We start from the raw sequence: 16,260 nt of genomic DNA on the forward strand, positions 1-16,260 counted from the left end.
CCGAAGCGCTGCCTTGGCCGCCTTCATCGAGAAGAGTGAGTATGAGTTATTACGACAAGCACGTGTTCATCTGCTGCAACCAGCGTGCCGAGGGAGAGGGCTGTTGCGCCGATTTCGGTACGCCGGCTTTGCTGGGTTACATGAAGGACCGCGTCAAGGCGCTGGGCCTGGCCGGAGAGGGGCAGGTGCGGGTGAACAAGGCGGGTTGCCTCGGCCGCTGCGACGACGGCCCGGTGATGGTGGTCTATCCGCAGGAGACTTGGTACACCTTCATCGACAAGGACGACATCGACGAGATCGTCGATAGCCATCTGGTCAACGGCCAAGTGGTGGAAAGGCTGAAAATCTGATGCTGAAGACGCCCCCGATCATTTCCATCGACGGCCCGGTTGGTACGCTGGAAACCATCTACATCGCCGCGCAAGGCGAGACGCGCGGTATCGCGGTGATCTGTCATCCCAATCCCACCCAGGGTGGCACCAATACCAACAAGGTGGTGCAGACCACGGCGAAGGCGCTGTCCCAGCTCGGTTACGCCTGCTACTGCCCGAATCTGCGTGGAGTGGGCAACAGCGAGGGCGTGCACGATTACGGCACGGGTGAAGTTGACGACGTTATCGCCGTGGTCGAGCATGCCCGAGCCGAGCAGGGCAACCTGCCGTTGGCGCTGGCGGGCTTCTCCTTCGGCGGTTTTGTCGCTGCCCGCGTACGCGAACGCATCGAAGCGGATCAGCTGCTGTTGATGGGGGTGGCGGTCGGCAAGTACGCCATTCCGACCCCCGAGGTGCCGGCCAACACGCTGGTGGTGCATGGCGAAGAGGACGAAGTGATCCCGCTGTCTGCGGTGCTCGACTGGGCAAGGCCACAGGGGCTGCCGGTGACAGTGTTTCCGGGTACCGGGCACTTCTTCCACGGCAAGCTGGTGCCGCTCGGAAAATGGATCCAGCGCTGCTGGTAGCGAGTCCGTCTTCGGCCAACCTTGCAGGTTGGCCGAAGCGTTTCTAGCGTAGGGAAAGGTGCCAGGCGATAGGGGGACGACATGCTCAGGGTGAGGGGACTGGTCAAACGCTACGGCGAGCGCAATGCTGTGGACGGCATCAGTTTCGAGGTGAGGCGTGGCGAGTGCTACGGCCTGCTCGGCCCCAATGGCGCCGGCAAGACCACGACCATGAAACTGGCGCTCGGTCTGGTATTGCCCGATGCCGGCGAGATTACGCTGTGCGGCGAACCCATCCCGGCACGGGCGCGCGAAGCGCGCAGCCGGGTCGGTGTCGTGCCGCAGTTCGACAACCTCGACCCAGATTTCACCGTGGCCGAGAACCTGCTGGTCTGGGGGCGCTATTTCGGCCTGCGTCCCGCCGATCTACGCGAGCGCGTACCCTACCTGCTCGACTTCGCCGGCCTTGCCGGTCGTGCCGAAGCCAAGGTGGGGGAACTGTCTGGCGGCATGAAGCGCCGCCTGACGCTGGCCCGTGCACTGGTCAATGACCCCGATATCATCTTTCTCGACGAGCCCACCACCGGTCTCGATCCCCAGGCGCGTCATCTGATCTGGGAGCGGCTGCGGCAACTGACGCGGGCGGGCAAGACGCTGGTGCTGACGACGCACTTCATGGAAGAGGCCGAGCGTCTGGCGACGCGTTTGTCGGTGATGGACCATGGGCGGCTGATGGCGGAGGGCTCGCCGCGCGAGCTGATCCAGTCGCTGATTGAGGCCGATGTGGTCGAGGTGTTCGGCGATGGCGCCATCGACTGGGCCAGGCAGACATCGGCGGATGGCGCGCGGATGGAGCTCAGCGGCGAAACCGCCTTCTTCTACGGCCAGGGAATGGAGACGCTACTGGCGGCGCTGGGCGAGAGTGGTTTGCGCTACGTGCTGCGGCCGGCCAATCTGGAGGACGTATTCCTGCGTCTGACCGGGCGCGAGTTGCGTGATTGAACGCGTCCGGCTGGATGCAAACCACCAAAGCACTCGGCCGGCCAGAAAAGCAAAACCTCCGTGGTCAATCCGCGGAGGTTTTGCTTTTGCAGGTACGGCACCTGTTGGAGGTATCGCCCGGAGGGTGGCCCGCGCTTACTTGAATACCGGCTTGGGCGGCGTGCCGTCCGACTGAGTGAGAACCTCGTAGCCGGTTTCGGTCACCAGCACGGTGTGTTCCCACTGGGCCGATAGGCTGCGATCCTTGGTGACCACGGTCCAGCCGTCACCCAGCATGCGCAGATGGCGTTTGCCCTGGTTGATCATCGGCTCGATGGTGAAGATCATGCCAGCCTTCAGTTCCAGGCCGGTGCCGGGACGTCCGTAGTGCAGCACTTGCGGTTCTTCATGAAACTTCTTGCCGATGCCGTGGCCGCAGAATTCCTGCACCACGCTGTAGCCGGCGGCTTCGGCATGGCGCTGGATGACGTAGCCGATGTCGCCCAGCTTGGCGCCCGGTTTGACCTTGTCGATGCCTAGCCACATGCATTCGTAAGTGACCTTGGCGAGGCGGCGCGCATGCGGACTGACTTCACCGACATAGAACATGCGGCTGGTGTCGCCGTGGTAGCCATCCTTGATCACGGTGACGTCGATATTGAGCATGTCGCCGTTCTTGAGCGGCTTGTCATTGGGGATGCCATGGCAGATGACGTGGTTGACCGAGGTGCATACCGACTTGGGGTAGGGGTTGTGGCCGTCCGGTGCGTAGTTCAGTGGGGCCGGAATGGTGCCTTGCACGTTGACCATGTAATCATGGCAGAGCTTGTCCAGCTCTTCGGTGGTCACGCCGGGTTTGATGTAAGGGGTGATGTAGTCGAGCACTTCGGAGGCCAGGCGGCCAGCGATGCGCATTTTTTCGATGTCTTCCGGGGTTTTTAGCGTGATGGACATGCTTCTGCTGCGTCGGTGGGTTCAAAGGCTAATAGTAGCAAATACCATAAAAAACGGGCACCCTTAGGTGCCCGTAAAAACTGACTCTTAAGAAGCTAACAGCGCTTAGAAGCTGTGCTTCATCCCGATACCGAAGGCTTGCGGGTTGGAGCCGGCGCCCAGCGAAGCCGTGGCAATACCGTTCACGCCAAAGTTGACGTTTTGACGGCTGTTGTTGGTGATCTTGGTGCCATAGGCGTAGAGCTGGGTGCGCTTCGACAGGTCGTAGGTGCCAGCCAGAACCCATTGCTTGGCCTTGTAGTCGTCCTCGTTACCGTCGGTGGCATGCTTCAATGCGCCCACTTCGCTATAGGAGAGTTTGATGGCTGCTGCGCCGAATTCCTGGCCGACCATTACAGTCCAGTCATCCTGCTTCAGGTTGCTGCCACTGGTGGTGGAATCGAAGCGGCCCCACTCGTAGCCGGCACCGACGAAGGTACCGGTCGCGAATTTGTAGCCAGCGGTCAGCTTGTAGAAGTCGGTATCATCCCCGTTGGAGGTGGTGGCTGCCTTGTAATCACCTTTGTCATACTGGCGATCCCAGCCTGCGGCAACTTGCAGGCCGCCCAGGGTGTAGTTGCCGGCGATGGACAGGCGCTGAGCATTGGTGCGATCGCCGCTGGTGTCATTGGCACGGGTCTCGTCAACACCATAGGACACGCCTGCCTTGAAGCCGGCAAAGGTCGGCGAGAAGTAGTGCACCGAGTTCTTCAGGCGGGTTTCACCGCGGCTGTAGATGGCGCCGCTGCCGACGTTATCAGCGGTGGTGTTGATGCCGGCGTTGAGGCCGATGTCGGTCAGGCTCTTGTAGGCGGTGTCGTTGTTACCCAGGATGACCTTGCCGAAGTCGGCGCTTTCGATGCCAACGAAGCTGTTGCGGGTGGCAAACGTCGCGGTATTGCCATTCTCGTCGGTGCCGCCATTCTCGAAGTGGCGCAGACTTTGTTCAACCTGCCAGATCGCTTTCAGGCCATTGCCGAGGTCTTCGTTACCCTTGAAACCGATGCGGGAGTTCCCGTCGCTGATGCGGGTGGTGGCTTTGACGTCCTTGGCCGAGTCGGTTGCGCCGGTTGCTTTGACGGATTCGACGCCAGCACTGATGAAACCGTAGATGGTTACATCGGCCATGGCCGGAGCGGCAAACGCGCCGGCAACAACGGCGGCGATCATGATTTGTTTGTTGGCAAACAGTTGTTTCATTTGGCAATGACCTTTCTTATGGGTACTGCTGGTGGAAGTAAGCAAATGATCAGCTTTTTATTATTACGGTGGCCCCGTACCGGGATAACCAAGGAAACCTCATATGGTTTTCGCCGTCGTGTATTTGTAACAAACAATGCCGCTTTCGTGTCTTGATCTGAAGTAAGGTAAAACGCCAGTTGACGAATGCCTTGTTTCTGTCATGTGGGCTGGGCTTGGAAAGGGATGAGGGTTAAGTGTGGCGGTATGCCAATAAAACAGAAAATTTGCGGCATAAAATGCCAACGTCAATGGGTTTTCTTCTGTGGTTTTGTGGGGATGTCGCCACCCATCTGTGTGGTGAAATTGTGACGAATGAGTTTGTTTGATCGTTTTATGTGTTGTATTTTTGTCTTTTTTTCGCGAAAAAGTGTCGCATTTTTGCACGTGTGAGTTTTGTGCAACAGGCAATGAATTAAAGCAAGGTCGGCGCTTGGCCTGCGTAGGGGTCGACTAGGAGTGGCCGTTGGAAGTGGGGAACTGGAGAGGATAGTCCAAAAGCAGCTTCTGGCCATTGGGAAAGCCCGAAGCTGGTTTTGGCCGATAGTGTGGTGTTGACCGGGGAGTGGTCGGGTTTTACGAAGGGGTCAGGCGAGAAATTTGTTGGGGTAGACCTCGTCGATCAGGGTGCGGCAATCGACGACGCGTAAATCATTGTCTTTGGCGAAATCCAGCAGGAACTGAAACACGGCTGGGTCGATCTTTTCCAGCTTCTTGTCGACCGCCACACAGCGTACTCCTTCGAGCAACATCGGGCGCACATACGCGTGGTAAGCCAGTTTCTGATTGTCGCCAAAGGAGGCCAGGATGCCGGAGAGGCGTTCGGCCCAGTCGCTCGGGCGGAAGGTACGTCCTTCAGAGGTGAGGCCCTGAATGACGATTTCATATGGGTTACAGATCATAGTGATGGACCGGAGGAGTACTTGTTCTGTGTAGTCTCTCGAATCCCGGCCTATGGTGCTATTGGTGTTTTACCCATTTCGCCGGGGGTGTGCACTCGAGGGTTTGCCCGCATTCTACCCCAAAACTAGATGCGCTTGAACGGCGGCAATGAGGCCAGCAGCTTCTTGCCGTAGCTCTGGCGCATCAGTCGGTTGTCCAGGATGGTGACCCGCCCGTAGTCTTGTTCGGTGCGAATCAGCCGGCCGACCGCCTGGATCAATTTGATCGACGCTTCCGGCACGGTGATCTCGATGAACGGGTTGCCACCTCGCTTCTCGATCCAGCGCGACAGGGTGCGGCCGACCGGGTCATCCGGCATGGCGAAGGGTAGCTTGGCGATGATCACGTGTACACAACTCTCGCCGGGCAGGTCCAGTCCTTCCGAAAATGAATCAAGGCCGAAAATGACGCTCGCTTCACCTTGCTTGAGGCGTTCATGGTGTTGCTCCAAAAGCCGGCTCTTGGGCAGTTCGCCCTGGATCAGCAGTCGTTCGCGCAGTCCTGCCGGTACGGCGGCCGCGACTTCCTGCATCTGCTTGCGTGAGGAGAACAGCACCAGCGAGCCGAGTGGTTCGGTCACGTCGATCAGGCGCGGCAGCCATTCGACGATCTCCCGGGTATGGGCGGCAGGGTCCTTGGGAGAGGCCACCATGGGCGGAAGGTACAACTCCCCTTGCTCCTGGAAGCTGAATGGCGAATCGAGGGCGACGCAACTGACATCGGGCAGCCATTTGAGGCCGGTTTGCGATAGCAGCAGATCGAATTCACCTAGCGAGCGCAGCGTGGCCGAGGTCAACAGGGCGCCGGCGGCGCGGCGCCACAGGGTGCCGGCGAGGCTCGCAGCGGCACTGACCGGCGAGGCGCTGAACAGGTAGTCGCCTTTGCCCTCGGTGCGCCGGGTAATCCACTTGGCGATCGGCGGTGCGTTCTCGTCGGGGGTCTTCTCGAACAGATCCCACACCGCCATCAGCTGTTCTGAACGGCCGATCAGAAAGCCCAGGTCGCTGCTGAGCTTGTCGACCAACCCTGCCTCGCTGCCCTTGTCCTTGCGCGCATCGGCCAGCGCGTCGTTCATCGACGTCAGGTGCTTGTAGACCATCCGTGCCGACATGGCGAGGTTGGCTGCGGGCACGGTGAAGCGCTCGGGGAGGATGCCGTCGTCGATCAGCCAGGTCGGTTCCAGATTGTCGCTGCTGGCCGCCAGCGCCTCTTCGCCTTCCAACAGCCATAGCCATTCGGTCAGCGTCTCCATGCAGGCGCCGGCGGCCTCGATGGCATTGCCCGCCAGTTCGCTCTTGTTGGTCAGACTGTCGACCCGGGTGGCGACGGCGGCGACTTTTTCCAGCCAGAACATGGCCTGCGCCAGCGAGTGTTCTGCGGAGAATTGGTTGACCGCCTTCTTGGCCAGGTGATGCGCTTCATCGATGCAGTAGAAACTGTCGTCCGGGGCAGGGAGGATAACCCCGCCTCCCATGGCGACGTCGGCGAGCATCAGGTCATGGTTGGCGACCACGACATCCACCGTTTCCAGGGTTTCGCGGGCGAGATAAAACGGGCATTCGGGACGGTTCGGGCACGCGGCCTTGAGGCAGCTGTGCCGGTCATTGGTGACGCGGCTCCATAGGCCGTCTTCGACGACCTCTTGCCAGGTATCCCGATCACCGTTCCAGCGCCGGTAATAGAATTCATCGGCCATCTGGCGCAAAGTTTCCAACTCCTCTGCCTGCGGCTTGCGGTCCCAGAGGGCCAGCTCCGGTTCCGGTGCCAGCAATTGGCCTTGTGCCGAGTTTGCCGTCAACTGATAGAGTCGGTGAGGGCAAAGATAGCGCCCGCGCCCCTTGGCCAGGGCAAAGGTGAGCGGCAGCCCGCTGTTCTCCACCACGAAGGGCAGGTCTCGGTTGACGAGCTGTTCCTGCAGCGCAACGGTGGCGCTGGTGACCACCAGCTTCTTGCCGCGCGCGCGCGCCATGACGCCGCCTGCCAGAAGGTAAGCGAGGCTCTTGCCGACACCGGTCGGCCCTTCCACCACGATGATGCTTTCCCCCCCGCGCTCGGGCAGCTCATCTCCTTCCTTGTTCTTGCTGCGCGAGAAGGCGTTGGCGATTTCGGCCAACATGCGGCGCTGGGCATTGCGTGGGCGGAAGCCGGGCAGGTTGTCGGCAATGGTGCGGTAGTGGTCGCGAATGGCGTCTTTTTCGGCATCGGTCAGCATGGGTCGGATTTTACCCGAAGGGGGGATTGTGCGCCCGCATCAATGACGCCCCGTCGTCTGCAAGCTAGGATGAGGGCAAAACTAGCATGCGAACAGAATGTCGTACTGGCAGGGAGTCAGCGTCATCGCGCTGAGTCGGGAGGGAAGGGAAATGACACCCGTGAGCCGAGTACTGGTGGTGAGCGACGATGCCAAATGGCAGGCAGAGGTGTTGACGGGGCTGGGGGCCGCGGCCGTGCAGCTGGAAAACCCCTTCGGACTCACCTTTCTCGGGGTGGTCCAACTGGGTGAGGCCATGGAGAGGGTGGCGGCTGACGGGGATATTCAAATCGTCCTGATCGACAAGCTGCTGCACGAGAAAGGGCTCGCCCAGCCGGCGGTGCAACTGGCCAACCGGATCAACGCCTTCCGTCCCGAATTGTCGCTGTACATCCTGCTGGTGGACGATGACCAAAAGCTGTTGGTCGAGGAGATGGCCAGTCATGCCGTGGATGGCTATTTTTACCGGGATGAACTCGACTTCAGCGGTTGGTTCCGGATTCTGACGGCCGAGTTGGCCGAGAAATCAGCTACGCCGTTCTACGACAGGCTGAGGCAGTACGTACGGATGGCCAAGGATTCCTGGCATACTCCGGGGCATTCCGGTGGCGATTCGCTGAAAGGCAGTCCATGGGTGGGGGATTTTTACGAATTCGTCGGCGAGAATATGCTGCGGGCCGATTTGTCGGTGTCGGTGCCCATGCTCGATTCGCTGCTGCATCCGACCGGAGTGATCGCCGAGTCGCAGGCGCTGGCCGCCAAGGCATTCGGTGCGCGCAAGACCTATTTCGCCACCAATGGCACATCGACATCCAATAAGGTCATTTTCCAGACTTTGTTGACGCCGGGCGCGACGCTGCTGCTGGATCGCAACTGCCACAAGTCGGTGCATCACGGTGTGATCCTGTCTGGGGCACGCCCGGTCTATCTCGATTCCTCTATCAATCCCAGGTACGGCATTTTCGGGCCGGTGTCGAAAGCCACCCTGTTTGCCGCCATCGAGGCACACCCGGAAGCACGGGTATTGATCCTGACCTCGTGCACTTACGATGGACTGCGCTACGATCTCGAGCCGATCGTCGAGGCGGCTCACGCCAAGGGTATAAAGGTTGTCGTGGACGAGGCGTGGTATGGTTTTGCCCGCTTCCATCCGGAACTTCGGCCCACCGCGCTGGAGGCGGGGGCGGATTATGTCACGCAAAGCACGCACAAGGTGCTGTCGGCCTTTTCGCAGGCGGGCATGATTCATGTCAACGACCCCGACTTCGATGAGCATCTGTTTCGAGAAAACTTCAATATGCATGCTTCGACCAGCCCCCAGTACAACCTGATTGCCAGCCTCGACGTGGCGCGCAAGCAGGCGGTGATGGAGGGGTATCGGTTGCTGGAGCGTACCTTGAGGCTGGCCCAGGAGCTGAGGCAGAAGATCGATTCAACCGGGGTATTTCGCGTGCTGGAGCTGGAGGACCTGCTCCCGGAGGAGGTGCGGGAGGATGGTATCCGGCTCGATCCGACCAAGCTTACGATCGATATCACCGGCTCCGGCTTCAGTGCTGATGAATTGCAGCAGGCGCTGTTCGAGCGCTACAACATCCAGGTGGAGAAGTCGACGTTCAGCACGGTCACGCTGTTGTTGACCATCGGCACCACGCGCAGCAAGGTGTCGCGGCTGCACGATGCCATGCTGCGGCTGGCCAAGGAAAGGCGGCCGCGGCACGTGGCGCGACGTCTGCCGGAAATACCCCATTTCAGCCGGCTGGCGTGCCTGCCACGAGATGCCTTTTATGAAGAAGGGGAACGACTGCCCTTACTGGATGATGAAGGTCTGCCGAATAGCGAGCTGGTGGGAAGGGTGTGCTGTGATCAGATCGTTCCTTATCCGCCGGGGATTCCGGTGCTGGTGCCGGGCCAGGTGATTGACGAGAGCATCCTGTCTTACCTGGCCCGCCTGCAAAAGGCACAAAAAACCATAGAAATGCATGGGTTGGCAGAAGACGCTGGTGATTGCGTGGTGCGGGTTCTCAGTTCGGCAGAGTTTTTGCAATTGCCGAGCAGAATATTGTTCAGCTGATTGCTTGCCAGTCCGACCGATTTCCGATAAATATAAGGTTTGTCGCATTTGTGTAAGTTTTTGGCCGATTGGCCGCATTTTGCGACATCCCGATGTACCGATAATTTTGCAACCAGCGTGTAGTACGTGCCGCCGCGCAAGACTTCCGGGCCCGGCGGCCATTTATTTTGGATTGTGACCATGACGCAAGTAAGACATTACCTGCAATTCAGTGACCTGAACCGCGATGATTACCAATACCTCTTCCAGCGTGCCCAGGTACTGAAGCGACGACATGGCTCCGGTGAGCTGTACCGCCCGCTGGTAGGCAAGGTGATGTCGATGGTGTTCGAGAAGAACTCCACGCGTACCCGGGTGTCGTTCGAAGCCGGCATGTCCCAGTTGGGCGGCCACGCCATGTTCCTCGATGCCAACACGTCGCAGCTGGGGCGCGGCGAGCCGATCGAGGATACGGCACGGGTGCTGTCGCGCATGAGCGATATCATCATGATCCGCACCTTCGAACAATCCAATGTCGAGCGTCTGGCCGCCAACTCGCGCGTGCCAGTGATCAATGGGCTGACCAACGAGTATCACCCGTGCCAGATACTGGCAGACATCCTGACCTTTATCGAGCATCGCGGTCCGATCAAGGGCAAGACCGTGGCTTGGGTGGGCGACGGTAACAATATGTGCCGTACCTGGCTGCAGGCCGCCAAACTGCTCGATTTCAAGCTCAAGGTGGCGACGCCGGTAGGCTACGAGTTGAAGACCCTCGATGGCCAGCATTACGGTCCCGAGCATTTCGAGCCGGGCCATAGCGCCGAGCGTGCCGTGGCTGGAGCCGATCTGGTGACCACCGACGTGTTTACCAGCATGGGCTTCGAGGCGGAGTCTGTGGCGCGCATGGAAGCCTTCCGCAACTATCAGATCACCGCCGGTTTGATGAAGCACGCCAAGCCGGATGCCCTGTTCATGCACTGCCTGCCAGCCCACCGTGGTGAAGAGGTTGCCGCCGACGTGATTGATGGTCCGCAAAGCGTGGTGTGGGACGAAGCGGAAAATCGTATGCACGGACAAAAAGCCCTAATAGAATATCTCCTGCTGGGTCGTGTAGACGACTAAAGAGCCTATTTCATTAGGCGGCTGCGCCTTCACATCTTGAGCGCCGACGGACTGCGTGCGAATCGATCGCTGAGCAAACCGAAGATTTGCACGGGTGGATTCACTCAGCGATTCGGAATCCTCATGTACTTTGTGTACATTCCGGTTCCTCTGCCCCGGCGGCGCTCGATCTGCTTTGGCTCGCTCGCCTACTGAAATAGGCCTACATTCCTGCAATGGAACTCTGAACATTTCGCCGAAAGAAAACGTAATGTCTGACATTAAAAAAGTAGTGCTGGCCTATTCGGGCGGCCTGGATACTTCCGTCATCCTCAAGTGGTTGCAAGATACCTACCAGTGTGAAGTGGTGACCTTCACTGCCGACATCGGCCAGGGTGAGGAAGTCGAACCGGCACGCAAGAAAGCTGTGGCACTGGGCATCAAGCCGGAAAACATCTTCATCGACGACCTGCGCGAAGAGTTCGTGCGCGATTTCGTGTTCCCGATGTTCCGCGCCAACGCCATCTACGAGGGCGAGTACCTGCTGGGCACTTCGATCGCCCGTCCGCTGATCGCCAAGCGCCAGATCGAGATCGCCAACCAGACCGGTGCCGATGCGGTATCGCACGGCGCCACCGGCAAGGGCAACGACCAAGTGCGTTTCGAGCTGGGCTACTACGCGCTGAAACCGGACGTCAAAGTGATCGCCCCGTGGCGCGAGTGGGACCTGCTGTCGCGCGAGAAGCTCCTGGCCTACGCCGAGAAGAACGGCATCGACATCACCAAGAAGAAGAGCGGTGGCAGCCCGTACTCGATGGACGCCAACCTGCTGCACATCTCCTACGAAGGCACCGTGCTGGAAAACCCGGCCGCCGAGCCGGAAGAAGATATGTGGCTGTGGACCGTGTCGCCGGAGAATGCTCCGGACCAGGCCGAATACGTCGAATTCGAATACAAGAACGGTGATATCGCCGCCATCAACGGTGTGCAGATGAGCCCGGCCCAGGTGCTGACTGAACTGAACCGCCTCGGCGGCAAGCACGGCATCGGCCGTCTCGACATCGTGGAAAACCGCTATGTCGGTATGAAGTCGCGCGGCTGCTACGAAACCCCGGGTGGCACCATCATGATGAAGGCGCACCGCGCCATCGAATCGATCACGCTGGACCGCGAAGTGGCTCACCTCAAGGACGAGCTGATCGCCAAGTACGCCAGCCTGATCTACAACGGCTACTGGTGGAGCCCGGAGCGCAAGATGATGCAGAGCATGATCGACGCTTCGCAGGCTACCGTGAACGGCTGGGTGCGCCTGAAGCTGTACAAGGGCAACGTGATCGTGGTGGGCCGCGATTCGAAGACCGATTCGCTGTTCGACCCGAACATTGCGACCTTCGATGAAGACTTCGGTGCCTACAACCACGCGGATGCCGCCGGCTTCATCCGTTTGAATTCGCTGCGCATGCGCATTGCCGCCAAGCTGTACAACAAGTAACAGTGGCATGGCGATACAAAAAACCGCACCCGGGTGGTGCGGTTTTTTTATGGGCTCCGTATAATGTCGGGGCTAAACAAATCAGGGACTTGCAATGAGCGAAGAGCAGTTCACCAATATCTCGCTGGCCGTGTGTCTGACCGGTCTCGTGGTGTTCATCGGATTCATCATCTGGGATCTGGGCAAGAAGTCGGGCGCCGGCAAGTTCGGCACGGCGGTGCTGTTCCTGGTGCTGGGGCTGGGGGTTGGTGGCTTCATCTTCAAGAATGTCCTGGTGGAGTTTTTCATTCTGAAGTAGCCGACTGGGGTCGTGCGCTTGTAGTTGCTTGATTGATCAGAAAAATGCCGGCCTTTCCTGTTGGAAAGGCCGGCATTTTTTATGCACGTGTGCGCGTATGGCGCCGGCTCAAGCGTCGAGCCCGCTCTGTGCCAGCTCGGCGGCACGTATCACGGCGCGCGCCTTGTTCTGGGTTTCCTGCCATTCCGACTCGGGAACCGAGTCGGCGACGATGCCGGCACCGGATTGCACGTAGAGCATATTGTTCTTGACCACGGCGGTACGGATGGCGATGGCCAGATCCATGTCGCCGGAGAAACCGAGGTAGCCGACGGCGCCGCCGTAGACGCCACGCTTGGTGGGTTCGAACTCGTCGATGATCTCCATGGCACGCACTTTCGGGGCGCCGGACAGGGTGCCGGCCGGGAAGGCGGCCTTGAGGATGTCGATGTTCGAAACCTCGGGGGATACGCGGCCCTCGACGCTGGAGACGATGTGCATCACGTGCGAGTAGCGTTCGATCACCATGTTGTCGGTGACGTTGACGCTGCCGACATCGGCGACACGGCCGACGTCGTTGCGGCCGAGATCCATCAGCATGACGTGCTCGGCGATTTCCTTCGGGTCGGCCAGTAGTTCTTCGGCCAACCTTTCGTCTTCCTCGCGGTTCTTGCCGCGCACGCGAGTGCCGGCGATCGGCCGTACCGTCACGGTGTCGGTCTCGCGTCGTACCAGAATTTCCGGCGAGGCCCCGACCACGTGGAAATCATCGAAGTGGTAGAAGAACATATACGGCGACGGGTTCAGGCTGCGCAACGCACGGTACAGCGTCAGCGGCGAGTCGTGATAGGGCATCTGCAGCCGCTGGGCGAGCACCACCTGCATGATGTCGCCGTCGACGATGTATTGTTTGGCACGCTCAACGGCGTGTTTGAACTCTTTCTGGCCGTATTCGGAGTGCGCCTGGGTCGGCTGGCTCGGCAGTGACAGAGGAATGGCCGCCGGTTCGCGCAGTTTGGCGCGCAACTGGCCGAGGCGAGCCTGGGCCTTGATCAAGGCGTTAGGCACCGCCGGGTCGGCGTACACCACGAGGTAGAGCTTGCCGGACAGGTTGTCGACCACGGCGAGCTCTTCCGACAGCATCAGCAGAATATCCGGGGTACCGACCGGGTCGGGTTTCTGCGTGGCCGCCAGCCGCTTCTCGATGTAGCGGATGGTGTCGTAACCGAAATAGCCGACCAAGCCGCCAGTGAAGCGCGGCAGCGACTCGACCGGAGGTGTGCGGAAGCGCTGCTGGAAGGCATCGATAAAGGCGAGCGGGTCGCCCTCGTATTGTTCGATGACCTTGTCGCCGTATTCGACCTGGACCTTGTGGCCGTTGACGCGCAGTCGAGTGGTGGCGGGTAGGCCGATGAAGGAGTAGCGGCCGAAGCGTTCGCCGCCCACTACCGACTCCAGCAGGTAGGAGTAGGGCTGGTTGGCCAGCTTCAGGTAGACCGAAAGTGGGGTGTCGAGGTCGGCGAACAGTTCGAGGGTGACCGGAATGCGGTTGTAGCCGGCGGCGGCAAGGCGGGTGAATTCGTCGTGCGTCATGCTTTATCCCAAAATGACCAGAAACGGAAAACGATGCAAACGGAGGTGTGGCTCAGGGTTGCCATCGCCAGCTGGCCAAGTTGGGCAGGAATTTCATGATGCAAACGGTATCCAGAAATGCGTCAGACAATGTCAGGTATTCTTAAACAAATCGTAGAGTTCGACAAGGCTGTCCACCACGTGATCAGCCTCTAGGCTGGCGGCGTCACCGTAGCCGTAGCTCACCGCCACGGCCAGGCTACCGGCTGCGCGTGCCGCCAGTACGTCGTTGTGCGAGTCGCCGACCATGGCCAGCTCGTCGGGGCGGATGCCCAGCGTCTGGCAGGCGTGCAGGAGAGGCATGGCCGAGGGTTTCTTCTCGGGCAGGCTGTCGCCGCCCAGGATCATGCTGAACGAGGAGGCCATGCCGAGCTCCTCCAGCAGCGGTACTGCCAGCCGTTCCGATTTGTTGGTGATGACCACCTGCGGCAGTTGCAGTGCGCGTAAGAGGCCGAGGGCGTCGTGCACGCCGTCGTAGACGCGGCTGTGTACGTTGAGGTGGTCGCGGTAGTACTGCACGAAAAAGGTGAAGCCGCGTTCCCACAGGGCGGCATCGGCCTGGCCGTCGCGCTCGTCGGTGATGGCGCGGTGGACCAGGCTGGCGATGCCGTCGCCGACATGCTGCTGGATGCGCAGTTCGGCTAGGGCGGGCAGGCCCAGGTGATCGCGCATGGCATTGGCGGCGGCGGCCAGATCGGGGATGGAGTCGACCAGGGTGCCGTCCAGATCGAACGCCACGGCCTTGATGTGTTTTGCTGTCATGGGATGTGTGAAAGTGAGCGCCTGCACGGGCAGGTGAAAACGGTTGTCCTGCCCGCCAGTATACACCAGGCACTGGTACCAGCCGCGCCGCGACTCACGGCTGGGCGCGGATGTCGACCACCGGCTCCTCGCCGAAGCGGGGCCCCAGCAGGTAGTCCAGCAGTTTGCCGGCTGCCGTGGCCGGGCTGTCCAGTGCGCCCTCCTGTTTCAACGCCAGAAAGCGCGGCAGGGCAGGGAAGCTTTCCGGTGCGGCATGGCGGATTTCGGCCTGCATGTCGGTATCGATCACGCCCGGGTAGACCGCGGCGACCCGTACAGGGTTGGCCGAAGTGGCCTGTTCCACAGCGAGGTGGCGGCTGAAGTGATCCAGCCCCGCCTTGCCGGTGCCGTAAACGCCCCAGCCCGGGTAGGCCTTGGCGGCGGCGCCGGAGGAGATATTGAGAATGCGCCGGTCGGCCCAGGCGGCGGTGTCGGCGAGAAAGCGGTTGCACAGCACCATCGGTGCCGCCAGGTTGAGGCTCAGGGCGTGACGCAAAGCATGGTCGTCGTAGTGGCCGGCCGCCGCGATCGGCCAGACTACCCCGGCGTTGTTGATCAGCAGTATCTGTCCGTCCCGCGGTAGGGTGGCCAGGGCGCGAGCGATGGCGCTGTCTTGCTGCTCCGGGTCGCTCAGGTCGGTACTGAGCCAGTGCAGTTGCCCGGGGTGGGCTTCGGCCAACCTGGCCAGGCCCTCCCCCTGACTGCGCGCCAGCGCCGCCACGCAGAAGCCGCGTGCCAGCAGGTCGATGCACAGGGCGAGCCCCAGCCCGCGCGAGGCCCCGGTGACGATGGCGGCGTTGGGCATGATCAGCCTGCCTTGGCCAGTTCGGCGCGCATGGCGTCGATGGTGGCCTTGTAATCGTCGGTGCCGTAGATGGCGGAGCCGGCCACGAAGGTGTCGGCGCCGGCCGCGGCGATCTCGGCGATATTATCGATTTTCACGCCGCCATCCACTTCCAGCCAGATCTCGCCGCCGTGGGCTGCGGTGTACTCGTCGATGCGGCGACGCGCTTCGCGCACCTTGTTCAGCGTCTGCGGAATGAATTTCTGGCCGCCGAAGCCGGGGTTGACCGACATCAGCAGGATCATGTCGATCTTGTCCATGACGTGGTCGAGGAAGGACAGAGGGGTGGCCGGGTTGAACACCAAACCGGCCTTGCAGCCGGCGTCCTTGATCAGGCCGAGCGTGCGGTCGATGTGGTGCGATGCCTCCGGGTGGAAGGTGATGATGTCGGCGCCGGCCTTGGCGAAGCTGGCGGCCAGTGCATCGACCGGGGTAACCATCAGGTGCACGTCGATCGGGGCGCTGGTGTGAGGGCGGATGGCTTCGCAGACCAGCGGGCCGACGGTCAGGTTGGGCACGTAATGGTTGTCCATCACGTCGAAGTGGATGATGTCGGCGCCGGCGGCGATGACGTCACGAACTTCTTCGCCAAGACGGGCGAAGTCGGCGGAAAGCAGGCTGGGGGCGATGCGGAATGGGCGCATGAGATGAACTAACAAGCAGGACGGAAAAGCGAATTGTAGCCCCATCGCCGGGCAGCGTCATGCTTTCACGCCC

Annotated in this window: 15 protein-coding genes; 7 read left to right on the top strand and 8 right to left on the bottom strand. The window is 60.7% G+C overall.

The window, feature by feature from the left end; translation table 11 throughout:
- Positions 1-41 precede the first annotated feature (41 nt).
- The 3 genes from B9N72_RS16395 to B9N72_RS16405 all read left to right on the top strand — a co-directional run bounded on the left by B9N72_RS16395 (position 42) and on the right by B9N72_RS16405 (position 1,939).
- Positions 42-350: a (2Fe-2S) ferredoxin domain-containing protein gene (locus tag B9N72_RS16395; RefSeq protein WP_085277366.1), complete on the top strand. Its 309-nt coding sequence runs from the start codon at positions 42-44 to the stop codon at positions 348-350.
- Positions 350-958: an alpha/beta hydrolase gene (locus B9N72_RS16400; protein WP_085277367.1), complete on the top strand. Its 609-nt coding sequence runs from the start codon at positions 350-352 to the stop codon at positions 956-958. The genes B9N72_RS16395 and B9N72_RS16400 overlap by 1 nt, the downstream gene beginning before the upstream one ends.
- Before the next feature lie 81 nt (positions 959-1,039).
- Entirely contained in the window at positions 1,040-1,939 is a 900-nt protein-coding gene (locus B9N72_RS16405; protein ID WP_085277368.1) for an ATP-binding cassette domain-containing protein, read from the top strand.
- A 135-nt stretch (positions 1,940-2,074) separates the two neighbouring features.
- Here B9N72_RS16405 and map read toward each other — a convergent pair whose 3' ends face one another.
- The 4 genes from map to dinG all read right to left on the bottom strand — a co-directional run bounded on the left by map (position 2,075) and on the right by dinG (position 7,304).
- On the bottom strand, positions 2,075-2,872 hold the full coding sequence (gene map, locus B9N72_RS16410; RefSeq protein WP_085277369.1) for a type I methionyl aminopeptidase: 798 nt from the start codon (positions 2,870-2,872) through the stop codon (positions 2,075-2,077).
- A 105-nt stretch (positions 2,873-2,977) separates the two neighbouring features.
- Positions 2,978-4,081, bottom strand: a complete 1,104-nt coding sequence (locus B9N72_RS16415; RefSeq protein WP_234986017.1) for a porin — start codon at positions 4,079-4,081, stop codon at positions 2,978-2,980.
- Between the two features lie 656 nt (positions 4,082-4,737).
- On the bottom strand, positions 4,738-5,052 hold the full coding sequence (locus B9N72_RS16420; RefSeq protein WP_008953623.1) for a DUF3579 domain-containing protein: 315 nt from the start codon (positions 5,050-5,052) through the stop codon (positions 4,738-4,740).
- Positions 5,053-5,177: 125 nt separating this feature from the next.
- Positions 5,178-7,304, bottom strand: coding sequence for an ATP-dependent DNA helicase DinG (gene dinG, locus B9N72_RS16425; protein WP_085277371.1), 2,127 nt, complete (start codon positions 7,302-7,304; stop codon positions 5,178-5,180).
- Between the two features lie 97 nt (positions 7,305-7,401).
- Here dinG and B9N72_RS16430 point away from each other — a divergent pair, with 97 nt between their 5' ends.
- From B9N72_RS16430 to B9N72_RS16445, 4 genes are all read left to right on the top strand, one after another.
- Entirely contained in the window at positions 7,402-9,414 is a 2,013-nt protein-coding gene (locus tag B9N72_RS16430; protein WP_234986018.1) for an aminotransferase class I/II-fold pyridoxal phosphate-dependent enzyme, read from the top strand.
- A 180-nt stretch (positions 9,415-9,594) separates the two neighbouring features.
- On the top strand, positions 9,595-10,518 hold the full coding sequence (gene argF, locus B9N72_RS16435) for an ornithine carbamoyltransferase (protein ID WP_085277373.1): 924 nt from the start codon (positions 9,595-9,597) through the stop codon (positions 10,516-10,518).
- A gap of 250 nt (positions 10,519-10,768) precedes the next feature.
- Entirely contained in the window at positions 10,769-11,989 is a 1,221-nt protein-coding gene (locus B9N72_RS16440; protein WP_085277374.1) for an argininosuccinate synthase, read from the top strand.
- A gap of 94 nt (positions 11,990-12,083) precedes the next feature.
- Positions 12,084-12,287 carry a DUF2788 domain-containing protein gene (locus B9N72_RS16445; protein WP_008953628.1) on the top strand — a complete coding sequence of 68 codons (204 nt, stop codon included), beginning with the start codon at positions 12,084-12,086 and terminating at the stop codon, positions 12,285-12,287.
- Between the two features lie 108 nt (positions 12,288-12,395).
- On the opposite strand, the gene trpE is transcribed toward B9N72_RS16445, so the two are convergent.
- From trpE to rpe, 4 genes are all read right to left on the bottom strand, one after another.
- Positions 12,396-13,859 (bottom strand): anthranilate synthase component I, encoded by a 1,464-nt coding sequence (gene trpE, locus B9N72_RS16450; protein WP_085277375.1) that lies wholly within the window; start codon positions 13,857-13,859, stop codon positions 12,396-12,398.
- Between the two features lie 132 nt (positions 13,860-13,991).
- Positions 13,992-14,660 (bottom strand): phosphoglycolate phosphatase, encoded by a 669-nt coding sequence (locus B9N72_RS16455; RefSeq protein WP_200811034.1) that lies wholly within the window; start codon positions 14,658-14,660, stop codon positions 13,992-13,994.
- A 94-nt stretch (positions 14,661-14,754) separates the two neighbouring features.
- Positions 14,755-15,504: an SDR family NAD(P)-dependent oxidoreductase gene (locus tag B9N72_RS16460; RefSeq protein WP_085277377.1), complete on the bottom strand. Its 750-nt coding sequence runs from the start codon at positions 15,502-15,504 to the stop codon at positions 14,755-14,757.
- A gap of 2 nt (positions 15,505-15,506) precedes the next feature.
- Complete coding sequence (rpe, locus tag B9N72_RS16465) at positions 15,507-16,187, bottom strand: ribulose-phosphate 3-epimerase (protein ID WP_008953632.1); 681 nt, start codon at positions 16,185-16,187, stop codon at positions 15,507-15,509.
- Positions 16,188-16,260: the final 73 nt, after the last annotated feature.

Source organism: Pseudogulbenkiania subflava DSM 22618 (assembly GCF_900177275.1).
Lineage (GTDB): Bacteria > Pseudomonadota > Gammaproteobacteria > Burkholderiales > Chromobacteriaceae > Pseudogulbenkiania > Pseudogulbenkiania subflava.